At 40.6% G+C, this 24,301-nt stretch carries 19 protein-coding genes and 3 pseudogenes; all 22 read right to left on the bottom strand.

The annotated features are described in order from the left end of the window. Window positions 1-2: 2 nt before the first annotated feature. Window positions 3-260, bottom strand: coding sequence for a pirin family protein (locus ACZ1G6_RS04830; protein ID WP_472618304.1), 258 nt, complete (start codon window positions 258-260; stop codon window positions 3-5). A 93-nt stretch (window positions 261-353) separates the two neighbouring features. Next, on the bottom strand, window positions 354-1,040 hold the full coding sequence (gene pseF / locus ACZ1G6_RS04825) for a pseudaminic acid cytidylyltransferase (RefSeq protein WP_472618303.1): 687 nt from the start codon (window positions 1,038-1,040) through the stop codon (window positions 354-356). Window positions 1,041-1,042: 2 nt separating this feature from the next. Beyond that, window positions 1,043-2,188 (bottom strand): UDP-4-amino-4,6-dideoxy-N-acetyl-beta-L-altrosamine transaminase, encoded by a 1,146-nt coding sequence (gene pseC / locus ACZ1G6_RS04820; RefSeq protein WP_472618302.1) that lies wholly within the window; start codon window positions 2,186-2,188, stop codon window positions 1,043-1,045. Continuing rightward, window positions 2,185-3,180: a UDP-N-acetylglucosamine 4,6-dehydratase (inverting) gene (pseB, locus tag ACZ1G6_RS04815; protein ID WP_472618301.1), complete on the bottom strand. Its 996-nt coding sequence runs from the start codon at window positions 3,178-3,180 to the stop codon at window positions 2,185-2,187. The genes pseC and pseB overlap by 4 nt, the downstream gene beginning before the upstream one ends. 86 nt (window positions 3,181-3,266) lie before the next feature. Then, window positions 3,267-5,030 (bottom strand): hypothetical protein, encoded by a 1,764-nt coding sequence (locus ACZ1G6_RS04810; protein ID WP_472618300.1) that lies wholly within the window; start codon window positions 5,028-5,030, stop codon window positions 3,267-3,269. 56 nt (window positions 5,031-5,086) lie between these two features. After that, on the bottom strand, window positions 5,087-7,030 hold the full coding sequence (locus tag ACZ1G6_RS04805; protein WP_472618299.1) for a 6-hydroxymethylpterin diphosphokinase MptE-like protein: 1,944 nt from the start codon (window positions 7,028-7,030) through the stop codon (window positions 5,087-5,089). Between the two features lie 52 nt (window positions 7,031-7,082). Further along, window positions 7,083-7,346, bottom strand: a complete 264-nt coding sequence (locus ACZ1G6_RS04800; protein WP_472618298.1) for a hypothetical protein — start codon at window positions 7,344-7,346, stop codon at window positions 7,083-7,085. A gap of 32 nt (window positions 7,347-7,378) precedes the next feature. Next, window positions 7,379-7,801 carry a flagellar export chaperone FliS gene (fliS, locus tag ACZ1G6_RS04795; protein WP_472618297.1) on the bottom strand — a complete coding sequence of 141 codons (423 nt, stop codon included), beginning with the start codon at window positions 7,799-7,801 and terminating at the stop codon, window positions 7,379-7,381. A gap of 4 nt (window positions 7,802-7,805) precedes the next feature. After that, the gene (gene fliD / locus ACZ1G6_RS04790) at window positions 7,806-9,260 is read right to left on the bottom strand and encodes a flagellar filament capping protein FliD (RefSeq protein WP_472618296.1); all 1,455 of its coding nucleotides are present in this window, start codon (window positions 9,258-9,260) and stop codon (window positions 7,806-7,808) included. 16 nt (window positions 9,261-9,276) lie between these two features. Then, on the bottom strand, window positions 9,277-9,780 hold the full coding sequence (locus ACZ1G6_RS04785; RefSeq protein ID WP_472618295.1) for a flagellar protein FlaG: 504 nt from the start codon (window positions 9,778-9,780) through the stop codon (window positions 9,277-9,279). Window positions 9,781-9,873: 93 nt separating this feature from the next. After that, the gene (locus tag ACZ1G6_RS04780) at window positions 9,874-10,710 is read right to left on the bottom strand and encodes a flagellin N-terminal helical domain-containing protein (protein WP_472618294.1); all 837 of its coding nucleotides are present in this window, start codon (window positions 10,708-10,710) and stop codon (window positions 9,874-9,876) included. Window positions 10,711-11,435: 725 nt separating this feature from the next. Then, window positions 11,436-12,267: pseudogene (locus ACZ1G6_RS04775) on the bottom strand (flagellin N-terminal helical domain-containing protein). Between the two features lie 704 nt (window positions 12,268-12,971). Then, the gene (locus ACZ1G6_RS04770) at window positions 12,972-13,805 is read right to left on the bottom strand and encodes a flagellin N-terminal helical domain-containing protein (RefSeq protein WP_472618293.1); all 834 of its coding nucleotides are present in this window, start codon (window positions 13,803-13,805) and stop codon (window positions 12,972-12,974) included. Between the two features lie 316 nt (window positions 13,806-14,121). Then, a complete protein-coding gene (gene flgL / locus ACZ1G6_RS04765; RefSeq protein ID WP_472618292.1) occupies window positions 14,122-15,345 on the bottom strand; it encodes a flagellar hook-associated protein FlgL in 1,224 nt (407 codons plus the stop codon). A 15-nt stretch (window positions 15,346-15,360) separates the two neighbouring features. Continuing rightward, window positions 15,361-17,514: a flagellar hook-associated protein FlgK gene (gene flgK, locus ACZ1G6_RS04760; protein ID WP_472618291.1), complete on the bottom strand. Its 2,154-nt coding sequence runs from the start codon at window positions 17,512-17,514 to the stop codon at window positions 15,361-15,363. Further along, window positions 17,511-18,461 (bottom strand): flagellar assembly peptidoglycan hydrolase FlgJ, encoded by a 951-nt coding sequence (gene flgJ / locus ACZ1G6_RS04755; protein ID WP_472618290.1) that lies wholly within the window; start codon window positions 18,459-18,461, stop codon window positions 17,511-17,513. The genes flgK and flgJ overlap by 4 nt, the downstream gene beginning before the upstream one ends. Window positions 18,462-18,486: 25 nt before the next feature. After that, window positions 18,487-19,620 carry a flagellar basal body P-ring protein FlgI gene (locus tag ACZ1G6_RS04750; protein WP_472618289.1) on the bottom strand — a complete coding sequence of 378 codons (1,134 nt, stop codon included), beginning with the start codon at window positions 19,618-19,620 and terminating at the stop codon, window positions 18,487-18,489. Then, window positions 19,617-20,321 carry a flagellar basal body L-ring protein FlgH gene (gene flgH / locus ACZ1G6_RS04745; RefSeq protein WP_472618288.1) on the bottom strand — a complete coding sequence of 235 codons (705 nt, stop codon included), beginning with the start codon at window positions 20,319-20,321 and terminating at the stop codon, window positions 19,617-19,619. The genes ACZ1G6_RS04750 and flgH overlap by 4 nt, the downstream gene beginning before the upstream one ends. A gap of 28 nt (window positions 20,322-20,349) precedes the next feature. After that, window positions 20,350-21,138 (bottom strand): annotated as a pseudogene (gene flgG, locus ACZ1G6_RS04740) (flagellar basal-body rod protein FlgG). A 92-nt stretch (window positions 21,139-21,230) separates the two neighbouring features. Continuing rightward, complete coding sequence (gene flgF, locus ACZ1G6_RS04735; RefSeq protein WP_472618287.1) at window positions 21,231-21,974, bottom strand: flagellar basal-body rod protein FlgF; 744 nt, start codon at window positions 21,972-21,974, stop codon at window positions 21,231-21,233. A 231-nt stretch (window positions 21,975-22,205) separates the two neighbouring features. Beyond that, complete coding sequence (flgE, locus tag ACZ1G6_RS04730) at window positions 22,206-23,594, bottom strand: flagellar hook protein FlgE (protein WP_472618286.1); 1,389 nt, start codon at window positions 23,592-23,594, stop codon at window positions 22,206-22,208. Between the two features lie 9 nt (window positions 23,595-23,603). After that, window positions 23,604-24,297 (bottom strand): annotated as a pseudogene (flgD, locus tag ACZ1G6_RS04725) (flagellar hook assembly protein FlgD). Window positions 24,298-24,301 lie beyond the last annotated feature (4 nt).

The raw sequence follows: 24,301 nt of genomic DNA, 5'->3' as shown, positions 1-24,301 counted from the left end.
CATCAGCTAGGAAAAATTTCTAAATGATTTCCCAATGAATCCCTATGTAAAATACTGCCTTTAAACAAGTACGTTAACGTTGATAAACCAATATGAGGATGAGGCCTTACATTTATGCCTGTTCCAGCTTTAAAATCAGTCGGACCCATGTGGTCGAAAAAAATAAAAGGGCCGACCATCTTTTTTTGGATATGAGGTAATACTCGTTTGACGACTAAACCGCCAAGATCATGTTCTTTTGCGCTAAGATGCAAAGGCATTGATATGCTTCTTTGTAAGTGATGTTTACATTACAGTATTATATATCAAATAGATAATGCAAGCATCGCTGACAACCTATCACACTCACAGTGCTAACGCAGATATGCTTGATACATCAGCTGGGCGCGCTCCCAGTCTTCAGGGGTGTCAATATCCTGCACCAAATGACGCGGAATATGGATTCCCGTAGCATGCGATGAGTATAGCGCTTTGTCGCTTAAATAATCTGTTGTTCTTCCCCAATAGAACTGCCCTGCGTCATGGTATACCTCGGGTAAATCTTGCGATCTTGTTTGAGTAAACTCAGGGGCGACAGGCACAATTCCGCGTTCGTCATGATAAACCGCTCGTTGAATAGGAAAAGCAAACGTAGTGATGGAAAATGCAAAGGCTTTATCGGCTTGTTGCTCAAGAACGTTCAAGCCCTCTTGTAAATACTTTGCTTGCAAAAAAGGGGCTGTGGCGTAAATACAACAGTAATTGTCAGCATCGATACCTTGGGACGCAAGCGTTTGAATCGCATGCTCTGTAACAGCGCGAGTTCCAGTAAAATCATCAGATAAGTTAGGGTCTCGGATAAATGGGACACTGGCACCATGTTTTTCTGCAAGCTTTGCAATATTGGGGCAATCGGTTGATACCACTACGTGTTCAAATAAAGCCGAAGCGATAGCAAGCTCAATCGAATAGACTATCAATGGTTTTCCACAAAAATCTTTGATGTTTTTGTCGGGGATTCGCTTGCTGCCGCCACGCGCTGGAATTATTGCTACATTCATGATTATGCCAATATCTGTATAAGGCTATCAATTACCTTTTGTTGTTGGTCATGACTCAAATCAACATACAAGGGTAAGGTAATTGCACTGTTATAGTAGCCTTCTGCATGTTCAAACTGTCCTACTTTAAACCCTAGCGACTGATAATATGGGTGCAGGTGAATAGGAATATAATGTACGTTTACCGCAATGCCAGATTGCAGTAGTTGTTTAAAAACTGTTTTTCTATCATGCCCTTGAAGATTGATCATAAATAAGTGCCAACTCGCATCATTTAGCGCATCCCGAGGCGGTAATTGTAAAGGTAAGTCACTTAAGCATTCAAAATAACGTGCAACTATACTGCGACGTTTTTCAATAAAATGATCAACACGTGATAATTGTGAAATACCAAGCGCTGCATGTAAATCACTCAATCGGTAATTGTAGCCTAATGCCTGTTGCTGATAGTACCAAGGACCATGTATATCACCCTTCATTTTAGACGCTTCTTTGGTAATACCATGTTTAGCAAATAACATAATTTCAGCAGCCAAAGATGCATTGTTGCATAACAATGCACCACCTTCGGCACTTGTAATTGATTTAACTGGGTGGAAGCTCAGGACAGCAATATCAGAATACTCACATGAACCAATTGGCTTGCCATTAAATTGGCCACCTAAACCATGCGCGGCATCTTCAATGATGGCAATTTGATGCGCTTGACACAAAGCATGGATTGTTTTCATGTCACAGCTTATACCAGCAAAGTGAACCACTACGATTGCTTTTGGCAATGTACCTGCACGGCTAGCATGGCTTAATTTATCTTGTAAAGTATCAAGACACATATTCCCTGTTTGAGGGTCGATATCAACAAAGTCGACACTTGCACCGCAATATAAAGCGCAGTTGCTAGAGGCAACAAATGAATTAGGTGATGTCCATACGGTATCACCTTGGCTTATTCCCAAGGCGAGACAAGCCACATGCAAGCCAGAGGTCGCAGAATTTACTGCTGTACAGTATTTAGCGCCAGTGTATTGGCAAAGGGCTCGCTCAAATTCAGGTGTTTTGTTGCCTTGTGTCAAAAAATGGTTTTCAAGCACATCAACAACCGCGTCAATGTCTTGTTGTACGATATTATGTTTACCGTATGGGATCATACGTTTTTATCCAAATCTTTTAACTCACTTACACTTAAAAAATGAGGGTTAGTGCCAGAATGATACTCGAATTTTTCGGCTACCGCTGTACCTTTCTCCCCAATTTTATTGGTAAAGTAATTCACCGATTCTTCAAAAAAGGTAATTGCTGGAGTGATAACAAAGTGATCATCAAATTCAATGCTATGATGCGCCATTTCTTCAGGCACCATGATTTCATGTAATTTTTCACCAGGACGAATACCAATTAACTCATGTTCTCGTGTACCACTCATTGACTCAACAAGATCTAAAATACCAATAGAAGGGATTTTAGGAATAAAAATTTCGCCACCTTGCATGCGTTTAAAATTCTTTATCACAAACGAGACACCTTCATCCAAGGTTATCCAAAAGCGTGTCATTTCTTGGTGAGTGACGGGTAATTTTTTAACACCTTGGTTTAAAAGGTTCCGATAAAACGGTACGACTGAACCTCTTGAACCGACGACATTTCCGTATCTTACGACTGCAAAACGAGGCCCATCAGCACCTGCAATGTTATTTGCAGCAACAAACAGTTTATCAGAGGCAAGTTTTGTCGCCCCATATAAATTGACAGGGTTCGCCGCTTTGTCCGTCGACAAAGCGATAACGCGATCGACACCGTTTTCAATGCAAGCGTCAATTACGTTTTGGGCACCATTGATATTGGTTTTAATACACTCATTTGGATTATATTCTGCCGCAGGGACTTGTTTAAGCGCTGCCGCATGTACAACAAAATCCACTTTTTTTGTGGCGCCAATAAGCCTTTGTCTATCACGCACATCACCAATGAAATATCGCATGGATTTGTGATTAAACTCTTGTTGCATTTCAAACTGCTTTAACTCATCTCTTGAAAAAACAATTAAACGACTAGGCTTATAATTCGCAAGGATATAACGAATAAAACACTTTCCAAATGAGCCTGTACCGCCTGTGATTAAAATACTTTTGTTGTCAAACAAAGCTTAACTCCTAATTAACAAAACTGTCACTAGTGGCTATAGATGCAATAAAATACTGACGAGAGATAGTGTCTGGCTAACAACGCTTAATCGTGCCATGCCCCCAGCATTTCGAATGCTTTAGGTGGACGATGTAAAAGCAAGCCGCGATTATCAAAGCTATCTAATACCGTTTTATCCCGCGAAATGTCTAATGATAATTCTCGCGCGATTGCCGCATAGTGCTTGAACATATAATGATGCTTATCAGCAAACATTGACTTGTGTTGATGAACATACTGTGTCGAAACACAAATATATTCATTATCTTTGACACTCATCTTTGTTTGCATATGCTCAATTAAATCATTAAATGATGTATTACTGTCGTCATCTAATGTACTTAATGAGGAAGATGCACAAATCAAGCCATTTCTATTGAATTGAGGTTTGACCCATATAGATGCAAATTGATTTGCATCTTGACTTCGGCATAAAACATGCGAAAAAAATGTTTCTGCGCTTACATAAGCTTGTTTACCATCTTGCGCAAGCCGACGAGATTTATGATCCATATTATCCCAAATGGGAGGGCAATAAAGCACACAAACATATTGCTTAACGCCGCTAATATCAATATCTTCAGATACAAAGCGGTGAACAAGGTGATAAGCAGCATCACTATCAACAATAAAGCTCACATAGACGTTTTTATGTGCATGCAGCTCAGCACTTAAGGTGTGCTTTAGTGCTAATAAATTCTGCATGAGCCCATCTTTTGATGTGCTGTGATCGTTATTATTAGCGGTCATATCAAATGCTAGGTATTTGACCTGATTATCAAGCAGCTCTTGTTTATTGAACGGCCATACACTATCAACAGGTTCAAGCTGAGATTGAAGCGCACAAAATTTATCAGCCAATGATCGTTGCTGCTTAGAAAAAGCAAAATATTTAACCTTGGAACGGGACGGCATCATGAGGGCTTCTCGTTTTTGACTAAACGCTTCGGCGGTATCTAAAATATCATACTGTGCTAATAGCAGCGATTTAGCATCTTTAAGCATGTCACGCCAAAGCTCTAGCAGGTAATTAAGATCACGTAGAGCATTTTCCTTATTTGTTTGCATTGAAGCTTTGTTTAACACTGCACATAAATAATTAATGCTATTGCCAAAATAATTAGTAAACAATGAGCCATAACGAGTTTCATGGTCTCTGACAAGTCGACTTAAGTCGTCGACTAAGCGATGTGCGTCACTCACCTTTATAATCTCAGTATCGCAAAAGTGCATAAGTGATATTAACTGCTCATGGCTTTTTTGGTGATCAAATGACGTACGCAACTTACTTTGCAAATCAATATCGATAACTGCAAAACTATTAAAAATAGCGTCAATACTATTTGCTTTGTCTGCAGCTTGGCTAATGATTAGTACATCATCTTTATCTAAAGGAAGTGTCCCTTCTATAAAAACACCATCAGACATATTGAACACTTCAATGCGCGGGAAATCTACGGCAACATCTGATAGTAGTTGTTCAATCATGATCCTAGAAATATTAAACTCGGCTTTAGTAAACACCCATTCTCGCTTGTTGCCTTTTAATCTAGTATTTGGGTCATGCGCTTTCTCATAATCATAAATTTGCTTTCCGTTTTCATAATAGCCCGAAAACTGACTGTGATGCTTTTGCTGATCAACAAATCCTAAGTCCACACCAACTAGGTAAATTTGCTCAAAACCTAAACTGGTAATTGTGTTTAAGGCCATGTTTGTCACCGTTGGATAAGCGGCCTGTAGTACTTCTACTATTGTTTCACCAAGCGTAGCGATAATGGCTTGAGTAGAAGATTCACCAGATTTCATTGATACCAATACATTCTTGTACAGCTTATAAGTATCGGGGTGCACGCCATTTATACTCAACAGTGTGATTTTTTTAGGTACGCTCGGTCGTTTATCCGCAAGGCCCAATCAAAATTAGCCCTACATTGCTCTACTTCACCATGAAAATCAGGTGTTATCTTATGCCGATATAAAGCCTGCAAGGCTGTGCCACAACTCACCACTATTATTTGATCGCGGTAGGTCTTTATGATGTCAATTTGTTCATCTAAAGAAGGCCCATTGCCGACAATGAACACAGGTGTTTGCTTGTCTTTCTTGTTTATTGTCGCAGCTGGTTTGTATTTTAACAAAGGCACCTTATCTGCAAACAAACGAGCAGAATGCGACATGCCATATAGCACATGATCAAAATTTTCACTCATTGAAAATATAACAATCAACTGCTGCCTGACTTCCATAATCGTTTGTTTTAAAACGGGGTTATCGTAAGCTTGCATTATGTAGGTTTCGTTCAACAAATGGTTGCCTATTGCAGCAAACTGTCGCGAAATATCACGAAACAACACCGTACTAGATTCGCCTATATTGAGGTATATCTTTTTATCTAATGCAATTGCATCCTCTATTATACTTGCCCAATCGATAGCATATAATGACGCATAGAAGTAATCTGGGTTCGGCTCACAAACAATTAAATTTCTAACGTCATGATGTTTGATAAGACTCTCAAGCATATAGCCATTACCTAAGCCCATCACAAGTAATACTTTTAGCATATCTGGCAAATGCGCTTTTTCTTCTTCGTTGCCGCGCAATAGCATATCTGCTTGTCGTATAAAGGTATTATGAACATAATGCTTAAGCTTATCTGCAGAATAGCCAAACGATAAACCGTCAATATTAGGATAAGTTGCAAAATGCTCTGCATAAGCGTTTGCCTCATATTCAACATCATGACCTGCAAAAAAGCTTGCACTGGCTTGGTGAAAAAGATTGATACTTGTGCCGCCTTTTTCTTGCACTAATGGCTCCCAAGACTGAGGTGTATAATTCAAATAAAACTCATGAACTTCTGGGAAATTAACCTTAAATACTTCTAAATTACTTAAAAATCGTAACTTTGCTTTACGTGAATTTTCAGTATCTATTGTTTGGCTAAGTGAGGACCATGCCTTTTCATCAATCGTATTGAATGACAAAACAGCATGTTGCATAAATTCTGGGGTGGCTTTGCTATCAACTGAGGCAGGTAAGGATTGATGAATATTTTCATGCCATTGGCCTTGACGGACATGTTGCACTATATTCGTCATCGTTTGAATATGCAGGTGTTGGTAAAATAGAAAACATCTAGCACCAATATGTTGGTGTAATTCACCGATTTCGCTATGTACGTTTTGCAATGTGTTGCCAACTTGAACGAATAAGCGAATCTGATGTTTTTGAGCATGTTCAAAGAACGAATGCCAATCAAAAAGACTTAAACTACACCTTAGTATTTCCCAAGAGGGTTCGTATATGACAAGGTTGCTTGCCGATACTTTTTCTAACAATGAGGGAAGATAAGTAGCTTTACCTAAACCCATACATACTAAGGTATCCACTTTTTTGTTGGCAACTTCAGTAGATACAAGATTTGAATATTTCGAGAGATCGTCAAAACACTTCCCTTTAAGATCAAAAGGACTGCTCACTTTCGCATTGTCATCAAGTGTCATTAACGCACTGTAAAAAGAAAAATTATCAATTTGACGCGCTATTTTTTCGTCAATGTGGACGGGATATAGGGTTTTACCCGTGGCGATCTCGACTAAGTTACTTTGTCCGTATTTGTCGATAAAAATGCTGATCTGCTGCGCTGGAATATCATGCAACACTTTGCCTATCGAAGGCATATATTGTTGAAATGCTTTTACGTTAGATTCAATTAGTTTGTTTATCTTTAGTGCCGCATCTTTTTCAATCTGCTGCTGAATATTTTCATCAGCGTGCAGATGTAAGCGAATATCATTATGCATAATTAGACTTGGTGGTATTTTTTAATAGCCTTTGTTGCCTTATTTGCACTAGTCAGCGCTGTTTGAATATGCTTTTTTTCTCTTTAAAAAGGGCCATTAAAGCATCATTCGTCGCTTTCTCATGTTGAGCAAATAAACGCACGTTATCGATGTCTAATTCTGTAAGCAAGGATTCTACCAAGTCCGCTCTTTTATGGATGATTTGATCAATTATTTCGTCTGTAGTGTCTGGATTAGTCAGTTCTTTAACAAGTATACGATTGAGTTTTTTCAATGATTCAGGCGCATAGGCATGATCTAAATGCTTAGCGTCCATGTTTGTTTGATGCCTTCAAGTGATTCAAAAATTTATACATTACTAGCTTGCGAACGCTCATACGCTTCTTGTTTGGCTTGTTCGGGTATGCTTGCCCAAGCGTCTTTAATGGGAGAAAACAACGCAATGACTTCATCAATTAGGCCAACGCCGTTGTCCGCATCAATGCTTGTTAATTGATTAATAATATACTCATAAAGACTATCTAGGTTTTGCGCCATTTCACCACCTACCTCAATATCAAGAGTATCTTTAAGGTTAATGAAAATTGCCGTCGCTTTTGAAACGTTATCTGAGCGACCTTTCAAGTCACCTCGGCTAATGGCGCCTTTTGCATAGGCTAGTTTATCCAACGCGCCCTGCATTAACATAAGAGTAAGACGATGAGGGTCGGCTGTTGCGACGTCGTGTTTCAAATTGTCTTTTTTGTATGCGTTAATCGCTTTTAATGACATGAGATTATCCTAATGCTGCAAATAGAGCGCTGCCGGTTTGTTGTAACCTTGCAACGGTGCTGTCTAAGCTTAAATATCTTGAACGCAAAGTATCTTCAAAACTAATCATGCGAAGCTCAAAGCGCTCTCTGTCAGTATTTAAAATATCTTGCTGACCTTCTATTGATTGCTCACGGTTTGATAAAATACCTGACGAAGATGTATATTGTTCGGTAAATTCAAGTAAGCGAGAAACGATGCCGTTATCAGCGTTGAATAGAGTATCGATATCATCAAAATTGTCATTCAAGGCATTTTCTAATCGGTCTGACCCAGACCCTAAACCAAAATCCGTACTACTAATTTCTAGCTTGCCATCATTTGTCAGCTCTATCCCGAGTGAAAATAAACTGCCAATAATTGAGTCACTTACGTTGCTTCCCAGTATGCTGGCAAGACCAGATTCGATTCCTCTAACCGTAGCATCTCCGGATAATGGACCATCATCTTCAAGATCAGATTCACCAAAGCGTGTTAATCTATTTAGCTCATCTGACAATTCGTTAAACTTATCAACAAATTCATTGATCTTTTCTTCCAAATTCTCTGCGTCAAAACCAATTACTACACGAGAAGCAATGAAGTCGCCGTTAGCATCTTTTTCAGATAGTTCTTTTACGTCAAACCTGACGCTTTGAATTGTATTTTCAAATTTATTGGATTCGCTTTGCACTTCAATACCATCAATGTTGGCAATCGCGTTTCGCGCAATATTCTCAGGAGCAATACTAAGCCCACTATTAGCACCTGAGGATGTCTCGGTAGTAAGACGCGTTAACTCGGTATTATCATCATCATTGACTATTTGTAAGTCATTACCTAGACCAGTAACATCCGAAGAGAAAACAAGACGTGCTCCCCCATCTGCGGTTCCTGTATTGATAATATTAGCGGTCACACCAAAGTTGTTTTCATCATCATTGATTTGTTCACGAAGCTGTGCAAGCGTGGTTCCAGCCGTGATATTAATCGTAAATTGATCGCCTGTACTATCAATTTTAAACGTCATATTTGAAGCGCCGCTTGTCAATACCACATCATCATTGCTATTAAATCCGCCATCAACTGCTGCCGCAGTTTCAATACGGCTGCCTTTGGCGAGCTGCGAAACTGCAATTTCATATGTGCCTGGCAAGGCCGCGTTCGTAGGATTGACATCAAGTGGGTCAGAATCTTCAGAGGGGTTTTCGATAGTTGGCTCTCGTCCACTCAAATTGCCATCAGTCTGTAGCTCTTTAAGGCTATCTTCAAATTCGCTGAGTTTTGATTTCACTTGTCCCACAGCGGATATTTCAGAGCTTAATCTTTCTTCTCTAGCTTCTAATCGCGCATTTTTAGGACCACGCTCTGCTTCGAGCAACTGTGATACTAGTGCTTCAAGGTCTAAACCTGAACCCACTCCTAATGACGAAATACTCATTGAAACCTACCTCATTTTAAGCTTGCTGATTGAACACCACTCCTTTTGTTGATGTTGAATCGGCTTCTAATTCTCTAACGCGAGCGGCAAACTCTAGTACTTCCTCGGAAGGAATTTGCCTGATAACATTGCCGCTTTCTTTGTCGCTTACAATTACAACTGCTTGCTGTGCACTATCATCCACTTTGAATGAAAGTTTTGTGCCATTTGTTTCAAGTTGTTCACTAATATTATTTAATGAATTTGTGAAGCTAACATTTTCCTCTCTCAGTAACTTATCGGCTTTTTCTTGATTTTCTTTATCCTTTTTGCCGCTTATTTCTTGCTGCTGCGGATTGCTTGCAACAGAGCGCTCAGCATTTTTAGTCTGGACAATTGGGTTCGTATTTTCACTCTTTGTAAACTGGCTAACACCTGTCCCATAGCCTACTAAGTTGCTACTAACAAAACTTTTGTCATTTAGCATTGATGCGGCTTCACGCCCAACGTTTTGACTAATCTTAGTGTTGACAACATCCATAAATAACTCCTAGATAAAAGAAGGGAGGAGCGAAGACATCTAAACAACCGATGTCTCGCCCGTTCAACGCAACTTTCGTAATCTTAAATAGGTTTACCCAAGCAGTGACAATGCAGTTTGAGGTCTGTTTGACGCTTGACTCAAGATTGCAATCGATGCCTGTTGCAAAATCTGGTTTTTCGTCAAATTTGCAGTCTCTGCGGCAAAGTCTGTGTCTAAAATACGCGAACGTGCTGCAGATAAATTTTCATTTACGTTACTTAAATTTCGAATCGAAGATTGAAATCTATTTTCTTCTGCACCAAGGTCTGCTCTTACGCCACCAATTGCAGATAAGGCAGAATCAATCGTGTCTATGGCGGCAGAAGCACCACCAGCTGTTGAAACAGTCAATGCTGCTAAACCCAGTCCAGTAGCACTAAAGCCTGCGGTGTCAATACTACCTGCGCTTAAATTAACCGAAATTGTCTGGCCGCTGTTCGCGCCAACAAGAAAGCTAGCCGAGAAGCCACCGTCAAACAGCTCTTGGCCGTTGTAAGTAGTATCAGTTGCAATTCGAGATATTTCGTTTTTAAGGGCACTTACCTCAGAGTTCAGCGCGTTTCTATCTGACGCGGAGTTAATGCCGTTTTGGGATTGAATAGCGAGCTGACGAATGCGCTGAAGTGCGTTAGTTGTTTCACCTAATGCGCCTTCTGCGGTTTGAGTTAACGAAATGGCGTCATTAGCATTTCGAACTGCCTGACCGATTCCTTCTATTTGCGATGTCAGCCTTTCAGATATCTGTAGTCCTGCTGCATCATCAGCAGCCGAATTAATGCGATAGCCTGAAGATAGACGTTCAAAGGATTTGTTTAATGCATTTGAAGAGTCGAATAATTGACGCTGTGCATTTAGCGCCGAAACATTTGTATTTACGAAAATTGACATTATACCTCCCAAAACGACGTCGGCACTTGCGATCAAGGATCAGCACAAGCCTACTACTCGTTTCGAATCATGCTATGCCAAGTTCACTACGCTTGGAATAACAACCTCATATTTAGTAATGCAATCTTTAGCTGCATTACCCCTCAACTAAAGGTATCGACCTATACATAAATTTCTTTAGGCTTAATTTCAAAATTTTTTACAATATATTGGAATTAATATTTAAGCCATTGAATATTAATTGATTTATATTCTAATAATATTAAGAAAATAATGAAAAATGGGGAGTTTATGAAATGAAAAGCTGAATTTGAGTTTATTTAATTAAACAGTTAATCAATAAAGTTGGCACAAAGCATGCTTTGTTATGGTTGTTAAGTAAGGTAAAAGACCGTTAAGAAAAAAGGCTGAGCCATGGGGCGGCCCAGCCAACTTGCTCACGTTAGGAGTTGGAGCAAAGTTTTAGTCGACTGGCAGGATTGTAGAACATGTAAGTACTGGCCTCTCAACCACACTTCTACACTCTCAGTCTTGTTAGTCGACGTTTTACCTCTAATATTTATTAATCACTATCTCAAACCTTCTTTACTTACACTACATAAAGAATATGCCTTCCATGGCAAGTGAGAGGGCCTCTCAAGCACTCGTGATCTTGTATATATTGTTATTAAACGTATTTCTAGTATCGTTTTAGTCGATTTTTGTTTTAAAAAAACCTAGTTCTATTATCCCTGTAACAAACTTAACGCGGCTTGTGGACGCTGATTTGCCTTAGGACAAAATAGTGGTACTCGCCTGCTGTATGATCTGAAGGCGGGTCAAGTTTGCCGTTTCCGTGGCAAAATCTGTGTCTTTTATACGACTTCTTGCCGCAGAGACGTTTTCCGAAACATTAGATAGGTTTCGAATCGTTGATTGAAAGCGATTTTGTATCGCGCCTAAATCAGCTCGTTTACCATTAACAAGCTCAAGTGCCGCGTCAATTGCAGATAAAGCGGCTGATGCTGCGGCCGGTGTCGAGACCGATAAATTAAACGCACCAAATAATCCCGATGTACCAAACCCATCTACTCGCGAGACATTTACACTGATTGATTGGCCTGAATTCGCACCAACTAAGAAGCGTGAAGAAAATCCGCCGGTTAGTACATCAACGCCCCCAAACTGAGTAGTGGTCGCAATTCTGCTCATTTCTAACTTCAGCGCACTTACTTCTTTTTGCAATGCATTTCTATCTTCGGCATTGTTAATCCCGTTTTGAGATTGAATAGATAGTACTCTGATTCGCTGTAATGCATTTGTCGTCTCCTGCAAAGCGCCCTCAATGGTTTGTGATAGTGAAATCCCATCATTTGCATTTCTTACCGCTTGATCTAGGCCCATAATTTGGGATGTCATGCGGTCAGATATCTGAAGGCCTGCAGCATCATCTTTGGCGCTGTTGATGCGTAATCCAGAAGAAAGACGTTCAAAAGCGGTACTTAGATTAGTTTGCGTATCGGTTAAATAACGTCTTGCACTTAAAGACGAAATATTAGTATTTACAAATAAAGACATGTTTATCTCCTAACGATTTTAAAAAGCCGATTGTAATTATTGTTGTCGACTACGGTTTTTAATGGCCCTAGCTTATCTAGGGATTTCTTAAATTGGCACGCTATATGCTTATCAACCCATAGAATTAGGGACTGATTCGTTTTCAACTCTCTCACCGAGAATTGAAGCATGTAAGCTGTATAGAGCGTGAGCTCTTTGCTGACAGACAGGTATGATGGTCCAGACCTCATACCTCTCACTACCTCCTTGGCATCATTCCTGTCAGTCGGCAGTTCAGCTTTTCATGTTAAATATTTATTCAGACACACTTTTCCAATCAGCAGTGAACATCACTACTGTCATTACCATCAAAAAATGATTCTGAGAAACTGTTAATTCACATTTATTATTATTGTGTTGTGAATTTATATAGGGTCTGCATTAAATAATTACTTGCATTTCAATACTGCTGTATTTGTTTTTAGAAAGTAAATATTGTCGTGCTTATGCCCTGCTTAAATAACTTATCGGACAGACACGAAAAAACCTTTAGCATTAAACTAAAGTTTCTTGAAAAAGAAGGGAATAGTCGGTAAGGCAAAGCCGCAGCCAGTCGCTCTAATATTTTGAGAGTGAGCGGACTCTCTAGCTGTTTGGCTTATAAAAACAGATACTACCTCCTAGCTTCACTCCCCAAACAGTAGGGTCTCAAAGCGTCTAACTAATTACCCAAGAAGCTGTAAAGCTGCCTGTGGTCTCTGATTAGACTGAGATAATATTGACGTACTTGCCTGCTGTATAATCTGATTACGGGTCAAGTTCGCTGTTTCCTTCGCAAAGTCTGTATCAAGAATCTGTGAACGAGCTGCTGACATGTTTTCAACAACATTCGATAAATTCCTAATCGTAGACTGGAAACGATTGGTCAATGCACCTAAATCGGCACGTGCTGAACCAATTGCTGATATCGCCGTGTCTAATGTATCTAATGCGGCTGATGCGCCACCTACAGATGACACTGACAAAGCAGAAATCGATAAACCACCGGCTGAGAAACCTGTCAGACCTGGAGGTGCGCTTAAGTTGACAGAAATAGTCTGGCCACTGTTTGCACCTACCAAGAATACTGACGAGAAACCACCCGTAAGAATATCTTGTTTGTTAAATTGAGTATCCGTTGCGATACGAGTGATTTCAGTTTTTAAGGCTGATACTTCTTTTTGAAGTGCATCACGGTCCGCTTGCGAATTAATACCGTTTTGTGACTGTACGGCTAACTGACGAATACGTTGTAAGGCATTAGTCGTTTCACCTAGCGCACCTTCTGCTGTCTGTGTTAAAGAGATAGCATCATTAGCGTTATTAACTGCTTGATTCAAGCCGTTAATTTGGTTGGTCATACGGTCGGTGATTTGCAGTCCAGCTGCATCATCAGAAGCGCGGTTAATTCTGAAACCAGAAGATAAACGCTCAAAAGACGTATTTAAAGAATTACTTGAATTGAATAACTGACGCTGCGCGTTTAATGACGATACGTTAGTATTTACGAACATAGACATAAGTCTCTCCTACACTCTCAGTCCAGCACTTGCTGGCAGGCCGGACTTTACTCCGGTGATTTAGTTTCATATGTAGAACATGACATTTATTCAATTAAATGCACATGTACTGGCTCTCTCGTAAATGGTTATCGTCAAATCAAAAATTCTCTTTAATCTAATTTAGAAAAAAAGTCTTAATAGGAGGCAAAAAACGGCAAAAAATTGCCGCCCTTAAAAAATGAACACAAAAAATAATGAGTAAGAATGGATCTTTAGGGGATTTATTGACCATTTTTTAAAAAATAAATTTATTTTAAAAAAATAGTGATAAACATCAAATAAAGTTAAAAAGTGACAAATTGGCTATTCTAGGAAAGGACGCAAAAGCGGCTTCTAGCGCAGCTTCTTGTTTTGCAAATTCAGTAGAAGCCTTTGCAAAGTCAATATCTTCGATAGTAGAGCGCGCAAGCGCAATCGATACTTCTGAATCAAGCTGCGAATTGCGCACTGACTCAGCAATATTTAAACGCGCCCCAATGGACGAGTTTTCTCTGGCCATTTTATCTAAGCCATTGTCAATGCCAACAATAGCGTCGTCCAAGGCAGAAGAATACTGCGCTTGTGATAGTGTAGTATCATTTAACGTCAAAAATAAATTGTGCAGGGTTTCTGCAATATTTGTTTTCTCAGGGCGATTCAAGTCAAGCTGAATACTATCACCTGGTGCCCCTTCTATATTAAGTTCAATCCCTTGAAACGCAAAAAGTTGACCACTTTCAAATGCTTTAGTCGCAACTATAGTGCCCGTTCCTAAATTAGTGACTTGTATTTGATCACCAGCAATAACGGCAAACTCGTATTGATTATTAGCAGCATTTACGGGATCAAAGTTTTCATTATGAAATTTGTCAAATGTACCTTGGTTTCGAATAAGGTAATCATTGACTTGTACTGTCGAGGTATTAGAAAGTGTAAAGTTTAGTCGTGCTTTGACATCTTCAAAGAGCGTTTTGCCTGATGTTGAACTTTGAATATCAACACTGTCAGACAATTGTATATTGTTAACGCCATCATCTCCCACAAATCTGATGCGGTCTTCGTTAGCGGTTGGATTGAATTCAAAAGCTTGCGTAGATGACTGATAGCCTGCGAAAATGTATTCGCCGCTTGCATTTTGGGTATTCATTAAATCGACAACTTGATTTCTTAATTGCTCTATTTCAGCCCCTATTGCAGCTTTATCAGGACCAGATAATATCCCATTACCTGCTTGTATTGTAAGTTGTCGAGCTCTATTTGCCACATCATTAATACTTCTAAGTGAGGTCTCTTGAAGTTCTAATGCGTTAGTCACAAGATCATTGTTGCGCTTAAATTGTTCTATTTTATCCAACTCTTCAGTCAACCTGATGATTTGGGTCGTCCCAACTGGATCATCACTTGGCCTTATGATTCGTTTACCACTGGCAAGCTGTGTTTGGATATCAGACAGACTGCCTTGATTGGTATTAATCGCTCTTAAGTTTTGGTCGTAAATTAAATTCGTCGTAATTCTCATGCTGTATACCTACACTTATCTAGCGACCTGTAATATTGTGTCAAACATCTGTTGAGCAGTGCTCAATATTCGCGCGGCTGCCGCGTATGATTGTTGAAATTGTATTAAGTTTGCAGCTTCTTCATCTAAGCTAACGCCTGAGGTTGATTCAAACCATTGCTGTGATTGAACTTGCATTACATTTGCTGCCTCTAGGTTAATTTTTGCAGTGGCTGCCGCTGAGCCAACTTGCCCGACAATTGTCGCGTATGCTTCATTAAATGTTGCCTTTCTTGCTAGCTGCCCATTGCTTTGACTCACTAAATCGAGTTGTTGCAATTTTGCCAAATCAAGAGCATTGCGATTATCGCTAAATCCGTTGGTATTGTATTGCAATGTAAATTCATCACCGGCAACCGGCACACCTTGTAGCGATAAGTCATATCCGGGGTAATCGTTCAAAGCTGCAAACTCAGCAGGCCAAGCGGGAACCCCTGCATCTTTTGCTTGAGCAAGTAAGTTGTTAAGGTCACTGGCCCCCGAAACTGATGCAATAATTTGATCATCACTATCAAGCACATCAAACGCATCTTGCCCGGTGAAGATAATTTTTGAAGGTGCCCCAAAAATAGGAGATGGCGAGTTGCTTGCATCTTGTAATGTAAAGTTATCAGTAAATGCTGATGCATTTTGATCAGTAAAACTTAAATCGACAATCGAGTTTGATATGCTGGTATTGATAACTTGTGCGTCACCTAAATTGCCAGTGTTTTGGATGATTCTAAGCGGTTTAGCAAATGCTAGATCCTCAGAGCGGGTTGTTGCCATGGTCAAATTTGAAGCAGCTAAGCGTGTAGGTTGTATTAAAAATGCATCCCCAACTGAATAGCGATTACCATCATCAAACTCTAGCTCAATACCACCAATGGTTGCATTATAAGTACCTTCTTGCGCTGTCACTGTAATGATTTGAGTAATCGGGTTATTTTGTGAATCTAATTGTGCTTGCCCGTTATTTTTAATTGCAGCGACTTCAACATCGAAACTAGCAGGTGTGCCTGCGGGCGCAGTTAGTACTGTAACGGTATAATCATTATTAGTAAGCTGTGCGCTTTGCCCTGGAATAAGCCTTCCACTGATACCAAGCGATAAGTCAGCATTTTCAGGGTAATTAATGGCGCGGAATTCTGACACACTAAATATATCGCGGCCTAACTGTTGGTCTAAGTCCATTCCTTGACGATTTTGTGTATTAACAGCGTCGGCAAGTGTTGTCGCCAAACGGCCCAAATCGCGTTGAGCGGGCTCTAAGACCTGTTCTCGATATGCATAAACGCCACCAAGTGCGCCTCCTAAGTCTTGTTCACGAATGTTTAGCGTTGTATTTTCTTTTGGTGGCGCATAGGTGGTGGTTAGTTTTAGTTCAGTTGTGGTGTAGTCAGGCTCTCCGCCCTTTGCAAAGGCATTAAACGTTCCATCAGCTAGTACCAAAGACTCACCGCTTTTAAGATTGACCACCAAGCTTTGGTCACCACTAGGACCATTTGAGCTTTGCCGAACCTCAATAGCAACTAACTCAGATAGCTCAAGAATCGCTTGGTCCCGTTGGTTGAGTAATTGAGAAGGAGTATCGACAGTAGAAGACCCCCTTAACACATTGATTGATTCGTTTAGATTACCAATTTGTTCGATGAGTGCATTTGCGGTTGCAACCGAATCTTGAATTTGAAGCTCAGTCTCTTGCTCTTTTACCTGCATGAAGTTTCCTAGCTCATTAATACGCGTTAGCATACTTTGAGCCTGACCAATCACTGCATCTCTAGAAGGCATATTGGTAGGGTCGTCTGTTGCAGTTTGAACAGCCGCAAAAAATCGAGTCATCGATGCGGCAATACTATTAGCTTCTGATGCTAAAACATTGTCTAGGCTTTGCACTCGCTCCAAGTAAGCTTGCGTTTCACCCACTACGCTGGTGTCTCGTCTTAATTGGTTTTGTGCAAATACATCAATAATTCTATCCGTGAAGCCAAAATCAACGCCGCCACCAACACGAGCGCCAAACTCTGTGCGTTCCCGGACGTAACCTTGTGTATTGACGTTAGCGATATTGTTACTGGTTGTGGCCAATAGCTTATTACTGGCATTAATACCGGATGTTGCCATGGTAAAGAGATCAGCATTTCTAATCATGGTAATAACTCATTTAACAAATCTCCGTTATAAACAGACATAACTTTGTCTGCATAATTGGGGTCAGTTGCATAACCCGCTGCCTGCAGTTCGCTAAAGTATGCTTGTGGCGTTTGCGTCTTATCAATCGCTTTATGGTACCTAGGGTTGTCTTGAATAAAGGTGACGTAGTCGTTTAATGCACTACCAAAATCAGCGTAACTTCTAAAACTAGCTTGTTGTTTTTGCGGTAAGTTATCAACGTACTCTAGGGTATCGACAACAGCTTTATCACCATTCCAACGACTATCTGCTTTGATACCAAACAGATTATGACTATTTTGGCCGTTACTTTGGTGAATGACGTGTTTTCCCCAACCTGTCTCAAGTGCCGCTTGTGCAATCAGGGCTTTAGGGGCTATGTTGAGTCTTTTGGCTGCGTCCACAGCTTGTGGATATAAATATTCAACAAAGTCTTTAGGGCTATCAAAAGCAGGCAATTTTTGTTTGTGTAAAGCATCAGTTTTTATCGGGCCAAGTAAATCGTTTTCAGCACTTTGTTGCCTTAATACTCTATCTCGATTAAGGCTGGACAAATCACCATCACTGCGCACAGCGCTGGCGGGTAACACACCATTATTAGTACCAAATTGCTGCATTATCACTTCAGCTAAACCAATACTGCCATTTGTAGACATATCGGTTGCAAGCTGCTGATCATGCATATTGCGATAATATTTCACTTGGTCTGAGTTAAAAGGACTGTCTTTATCAGCGATAGCTTCTTGTGCTTTGCGCATGGACTTAAGCAGCATTTGCACAAAAATCGCTTCAAACTGTTTAGCAGCCTCTTCTAAAGCACCTTCATCACCTGATTGAGCTGCTTCTCTAAGTGAGTTGATGCTACTCAAATCATGCACTGAACGAGTCATTTCAAGTTGAGTTTTACTCGCTGATGTTAAATCCACTGACAACCCCTTAGCTTATCAATATTTAAATAACAATAAGTTCACCTTGCAAAGCTCCTGCTTGGCGCAAGGCTTCAAGTATTGCCATAAGATCGCCTGGCGCAGCGCCAATTTGATTTACCGCTCTAACTAAATCATCCAAGGTCACACCTAGCTCAAATTTAAACATTCGGCTATCAGCAAGATCTACATCTACAATGGATTGGCCCACTATAACAGTATCGCCGTTTGCTAATGGGTTAGGTTGAATAACTTGGTTATCTTCTGAAATGGTGACCGTTAAGCCTCCATGAGTAATTGCTGCTGGCAGAAGTTTGACATCTTGCCCAATAACAATTGTGCCCGTTCGACTATTAATTACGACACGAGCGGGCGATGTTGCAGGTGTGAAAGTAAAGTTTTCAATAGTCGCCAAAAAGCCAACGCGTTGGCCCACGTCACGCGGAGCTGCTACTCGAACAGAGGCTGCATCTATGGGCGTAGCAATGAAATAGCCATTTTGTGGATCGGCACCTAGTCTTTCATTTATTTTGTCAGCAAGCGCTTTAGCGGTTGAGAAATCGGGCTGATTAAGATTAAGCGTTAGATAATCATTATTCATCAGACCATTTGGCACTGAACGCTCAACCATTGCGCCGTTTGCGATTGTTCCGACCGTTGGCGTATTGCTAACAATTCTTGAACCGTCATTACCTTGGGCGCCAAAACCAGATACTACTAAACTACCTTGTGCAACTGCATACACTTCACCGTCTAAGCCACGAAGAAAAGTCTGTAACAACGTGCCACCTTGTAAACTGCTAGCTTCGCCAATTGACGATACCGTTACGTCAATTGTTTGACCAGGCTTTGCAAAGGCCGGCAACTCAGCATGTATCGCTACTGCTGCAACATTTTTTATTTGCGGGCGAACATCAGTACCTAAACTGATACCAAAGTTATTTAACATGGTTCTAAACGATTGCTCAGTAAAAGGTGAACGTTCGCCAGTACCAGGTAAACCTACAACAAGGCCATATCCTACCAGTTGATTTGACCTAACCCCCTGAATTTTAGCTAAATCCTTAATCCGTTGTTCAGCTGTTAATTGACTAGGAACGCTAAGTAAACCACCTAGCAATAGGCTAAGCAAAAAGGTCTTAAACATAATTTTACTCATAGTGGCCACCACGTTGATGAAAAGAACTGAGTCAACCAGCCTTTTTCTTGCGCACGGGCAAACGTGCCTGTACCGCTATATTGAATACGAGCGTTTGCTATTTTGTTGGATTGGATCTCGTTTAAAGGAGAGACATCAGCAGGCCTGATGACACCAGTTAGCCTGATGTATTCATCACCATTGTTTAAGGTTAACCATTTTTCGCCTCGTATAATGAGATTTTTATTGGGTAGCACTTCCACGACAGTCACTGAAATATTACCTTGGAGGCTGTTACTTTGGCTGGCTTGGGCGTCTCCCGTAAACTCATTACTGGCATCCACTCCCATTTGTATTGTTTCATTGCCAATACGAACAGGATTCCCACCTAAACCGACAATTGGGTTTAAATTTGCGGTTGATTCTTTGCTAGTTACTGTACCTGCGCTTTTTGTTGCATTAGTATTTTCTTGGAGCGTAACTGTGATAATGTCACCAACTCGTCTTGCTGTGATATCAGAATATAGACTGTTCGCTAAAGATGCGTTAAACAAACTGCCGCTTCCTGCAATTTGTTCTTTACTCAACACAGGAATACTAGGCGCATAGAAAGGGTCGTTGGCTTGAACAGATTCAGGGCCAGTGCTTTTGCAACCTGACGTCAAGACAATCAGTGTGCAACATACAACGACTATAAATACCTTTTTAAATAAACTGGACATTATTACGCTTTTCATACTAATTCTCGATTTATAACTGCTGAATAACTTGTCCTAACATCTGGTCAACTGAAGAAATGACTTTTGAGTTCATTTCATACAAGCGCTGACTTTCAATCAGGTTAACAAGCTCTTCTGTAACATTCACATTAGAGGTCTCAAGGCTTCCTTGCGAGATAGTGCCTAGTCCTTCAAGTCCAGGAACACCTTGCTGAGGGGCACCAGAGACTGCTGTTTCAACATATAAATTTTGTCCAATGGGTTGCAAACCGACGGGATTAATAAAATCAACCGTATTGATTTGGCCTACCAACTGAGGCTCTGCCTGCCCTGCCAATTGGGCAGCCACTTCACCATCTTGTGAAATAGTGACTTGTTGGGCATCTACTGGCAATGTAATGGGTGGTTGTAGGATAAATCCTGCGCCTGGTGTTACCATTTGTCCCTAGTCGTTTAGCGTAAATTGACCATTTCTGGTATACGAAGCGCTTCCATCGGGCATTTGAATCTCAAAAAATCCCCTGCCTTGAATTGACATATCTAAGGGGTTTTCTGTCGTCAGTAAGTTACCTTGAGAATGTGTTTTTTGCGTTGCTACCACTTTAGAGCCTGCACCTAACATTAATCCAGATGGTAACTCGGTGTCTGCTGATGAACGACCACCTGGTTGATTAATGTTTTGATACAACAAGTCCTCAAATACAGCTCGGTCTTTTTTAAAGCCTACAGTACTTGCGTTTGCTAGGTTGTTAGACACAACAGAGACATCTGTTTGCGCCGCATCTAAACCGGTTTTACTTATCCAAAGTGCTGGATGCATAATTAAATCCTCATTACTCGTGTGTATTTATCATCATGCTAAACAAGTGCGTCGCAAATACTTAACTTTTGATAAACAAATAAATTCTTATATTAAATGATGCGCAATAGCATGTTGCCGCGCATGGCTAGTTCGTCAGCCTTCTTCATTAGTTTTACCTGCATCTCATAATGCCTTTGCAAGCTAATCATATTGACCATTTCATCTATTGCGTTCACATTTGACCCCTCTAACATGCCAGAACGAACCTGAACGGTAATATCTTGATCCGCTATTGATTGGTCTTTTAGCTCAAACAAACCGTCGGTACGTCTTTGCATATTGTCGATAGGAGGATTGACCATTTTTAGTCTACCCACTTCTTCAAGTGCATTTTCTGGCGCACCTTGCAAACGTGCTGATATGCTGCCATCGCCTGCAAACGTGATGTTATTCACCGGTACTGGCAAGAAAATAGGCCCATTTTCACCCATCACTAAATTACCTTTTGGGTCAAGCAAAGCGCCATCACTGCTCATTGTGAACCCGCCTGCTCTTGTGTAGGCCTCTTCACCTTGTGGTGTTTGTACACTAAACCAGCCATCACCTTGAACGGCGACATCAAGGGCTCGATCAGTTGTAATCATGGCGCCACCATCATAATTATTAGACGGGCTTTCGGTCATGCTAAATACCCGTGAAGGGAGGCCTTCGCCAAAGGCAGGCATTGCTCTTGCCTGCTCTAATTGCGCTTTAAACCCATTTGTTTGGGCATTGGCTAAATTATTGGCACGCACACCAGTGGCTAATAAATCTTGTTTAGCACCGCTTGCTGCAATATAAAGAAACTTGTCCACTTGTTAGCCTTAACTCTATTCACAGAGTATTTGATAATGTTACATCTACTAGTGCTTAGTAGAGCAAATTATATGCCAACAAAAATGAGAGGTGCTTGGAATAAAAGGAAATGAATTTATATTGGTTAAGTTATTGTATTTAAATGATATTTAAGTTTTAAAACTTGCCACCTAAAGAGGTAAAACATGGCCAATTTAGGCGGCAAATTATGTCCGTATCAGTTTATTTGACTATCGTATATTCAAGATAGTCTGGTTAAGCTGGTTATTGACTTCAAGTGCTCTGGAGTTTGCCTGGAAATTACGCTGTGCGATGATCATATCGATAAGCTCTGTCGTTAAATTTACATTAGCTTGTTCAAGCGCTGACGAATTTATGTCACCAAACGTACCTGTTGTTGCTTCACCTGCTAGCGCTTCGCCCGACAAAATACTTTCTTTCCATTGGGTTGAGCTTTGCTGAGTTAAACCTTGTTCATTTGAAAACCTAGCTAATGCCACTCTTACTATCGGTTCAGACGTACCATTAGAAAAGGTTGCTCTAACTAAGCCATCTGGTGAAATATCAATACCGGTTAGTCGCCCCACCGGCAAACCATCTTGCTCCAAAGATGTTACTTCAAACGCCGAAGCGAATTGAGTGGGCTCATTTGGGTTTGCGCCATTTGGATCAAGGTTGAAATCAATGGTTATTTGTTGAGTAGCATCAGAACCGTTTGACAACACTGTTTCGCCCAATGGGCCGGTTTGGATTTTAGAATTTAATTGAGGTAAGCCATCAGCTGACTCAATGCCTATAAAATCTCCGCCATCACTAAATTGAATTTTTGCAGCCGTCACACCAAAGCCAGAATTTGTGCCCACACTATTGGTTGCAGCGTTAGGGTCATCGGTAATCGTACCATCCGAATTTGCCATATTAACCAACACATCATCAACCGATGTAGCCACATACCATTCATTTACCGCAGCAGGATCATTATCTTTAATGAAAAAATAGGTCATAACATGACTATCACCTAAGGAGTCATAAATTGTCACAGACGTTGCTGCATTATAAGTTAAGGGATCTGTTGGATTAAAATCAGCCGCATTAAGACCAGAGTCACCCGCTGGTAAGTTAAATCGTACATCAACTTCTGTCGTTTTTTGCGGTGAACCTGATGAATCAGGAATACGAACAGGGACTGTTGTACTTAAGGCAACTGAAGCTGAGGTACCATCTGGATTAACTGGGAAACCTAACAAATTGTCACCATTTGAATTGACAACAAAATTATCAGAATCAAGTTTGAACTGTCCTGCTCGGGTAAACGAAAAGTCTCGCGATGTAATTTCAGGGACAGTGGCAAAAAATCCATTTCCGGTAATCGCCAAGTCTAATGCGTTACTAGTAAATGATAAGCTACCTTGAGAAAACTGCTGTGATACTTCTTGTGTTAGTACGCCATCACCCACTTTTGTTCTGCCGGAAGCTAGTAGTGAGGCTGCATAAACATCACCAAACTCTGCTCTAGATTCTTTAAAACCAACAGTATTTACGTTCGCAATATTATTTGCTGTGGTATCCAAATCTTTCTGCGAGGCTGAAACACCGCTTAATGCAATATTAAAAGACATATTTTACTCCTATGAATTTCCGATCTGAATGACGTCATCTAATCGAATACTGACATCACCATCTAAATTAAGTACAACACCACCACCAGAGCCTGATAAAGAAACACTATCTACATGACGATTGATGGCTGTTGGTAACGCGGTTTCTTCGCCAAACACATTACCTTGCACGGTTACCGCATAATCACCTAGGTGGCATTTTATTGCCGGCGTTGTCTGTGCCATCCCAGCGGAACTGAATGTTACCCGCTGCTTGCGTGCCAATATCAATTGTTCTAACTACTTCGCCACTAGGGTTTTGAATCGTAATTTGGGTGTTTTGTGACGTTTGTTCATTAATCACAACCCCCGTAAGACCATCTCCTTCACCCGCCATATAGCCAACGTTACCTGATACCAATACTGACTGGCCGATAAGGCTTGACGCTTGCAGCGCTTGATTACTGGTCATTGATGATGCAAAGCTTTCAAACTTTTCATTCAACTGACTTATCCCATCAGCTGTCGTAAAAGATGTCATCTGTGCAACTAATTGGTCGTTATCAACAGGCTTTGTGGGATCTTGATTGGCCAACTGCTCTGTTAATAAAGCAAAGAAGTCTTCTTGCTTAAGTGTTTGCTCTGTGCCGTCAGACACAGGTACTGGCTCTTCTTGATTCCAGAATAAATCTGGATTTAAGCCATTTTGCGGTTGTAAATTCATAATA

The sequence above is a fragment of the Glaciecola sp. HA4-3 genome (assembly GCF_055693685.1).
This window is presented reverse-complemented; position numbering and strand designations above follow the sequence as displayed.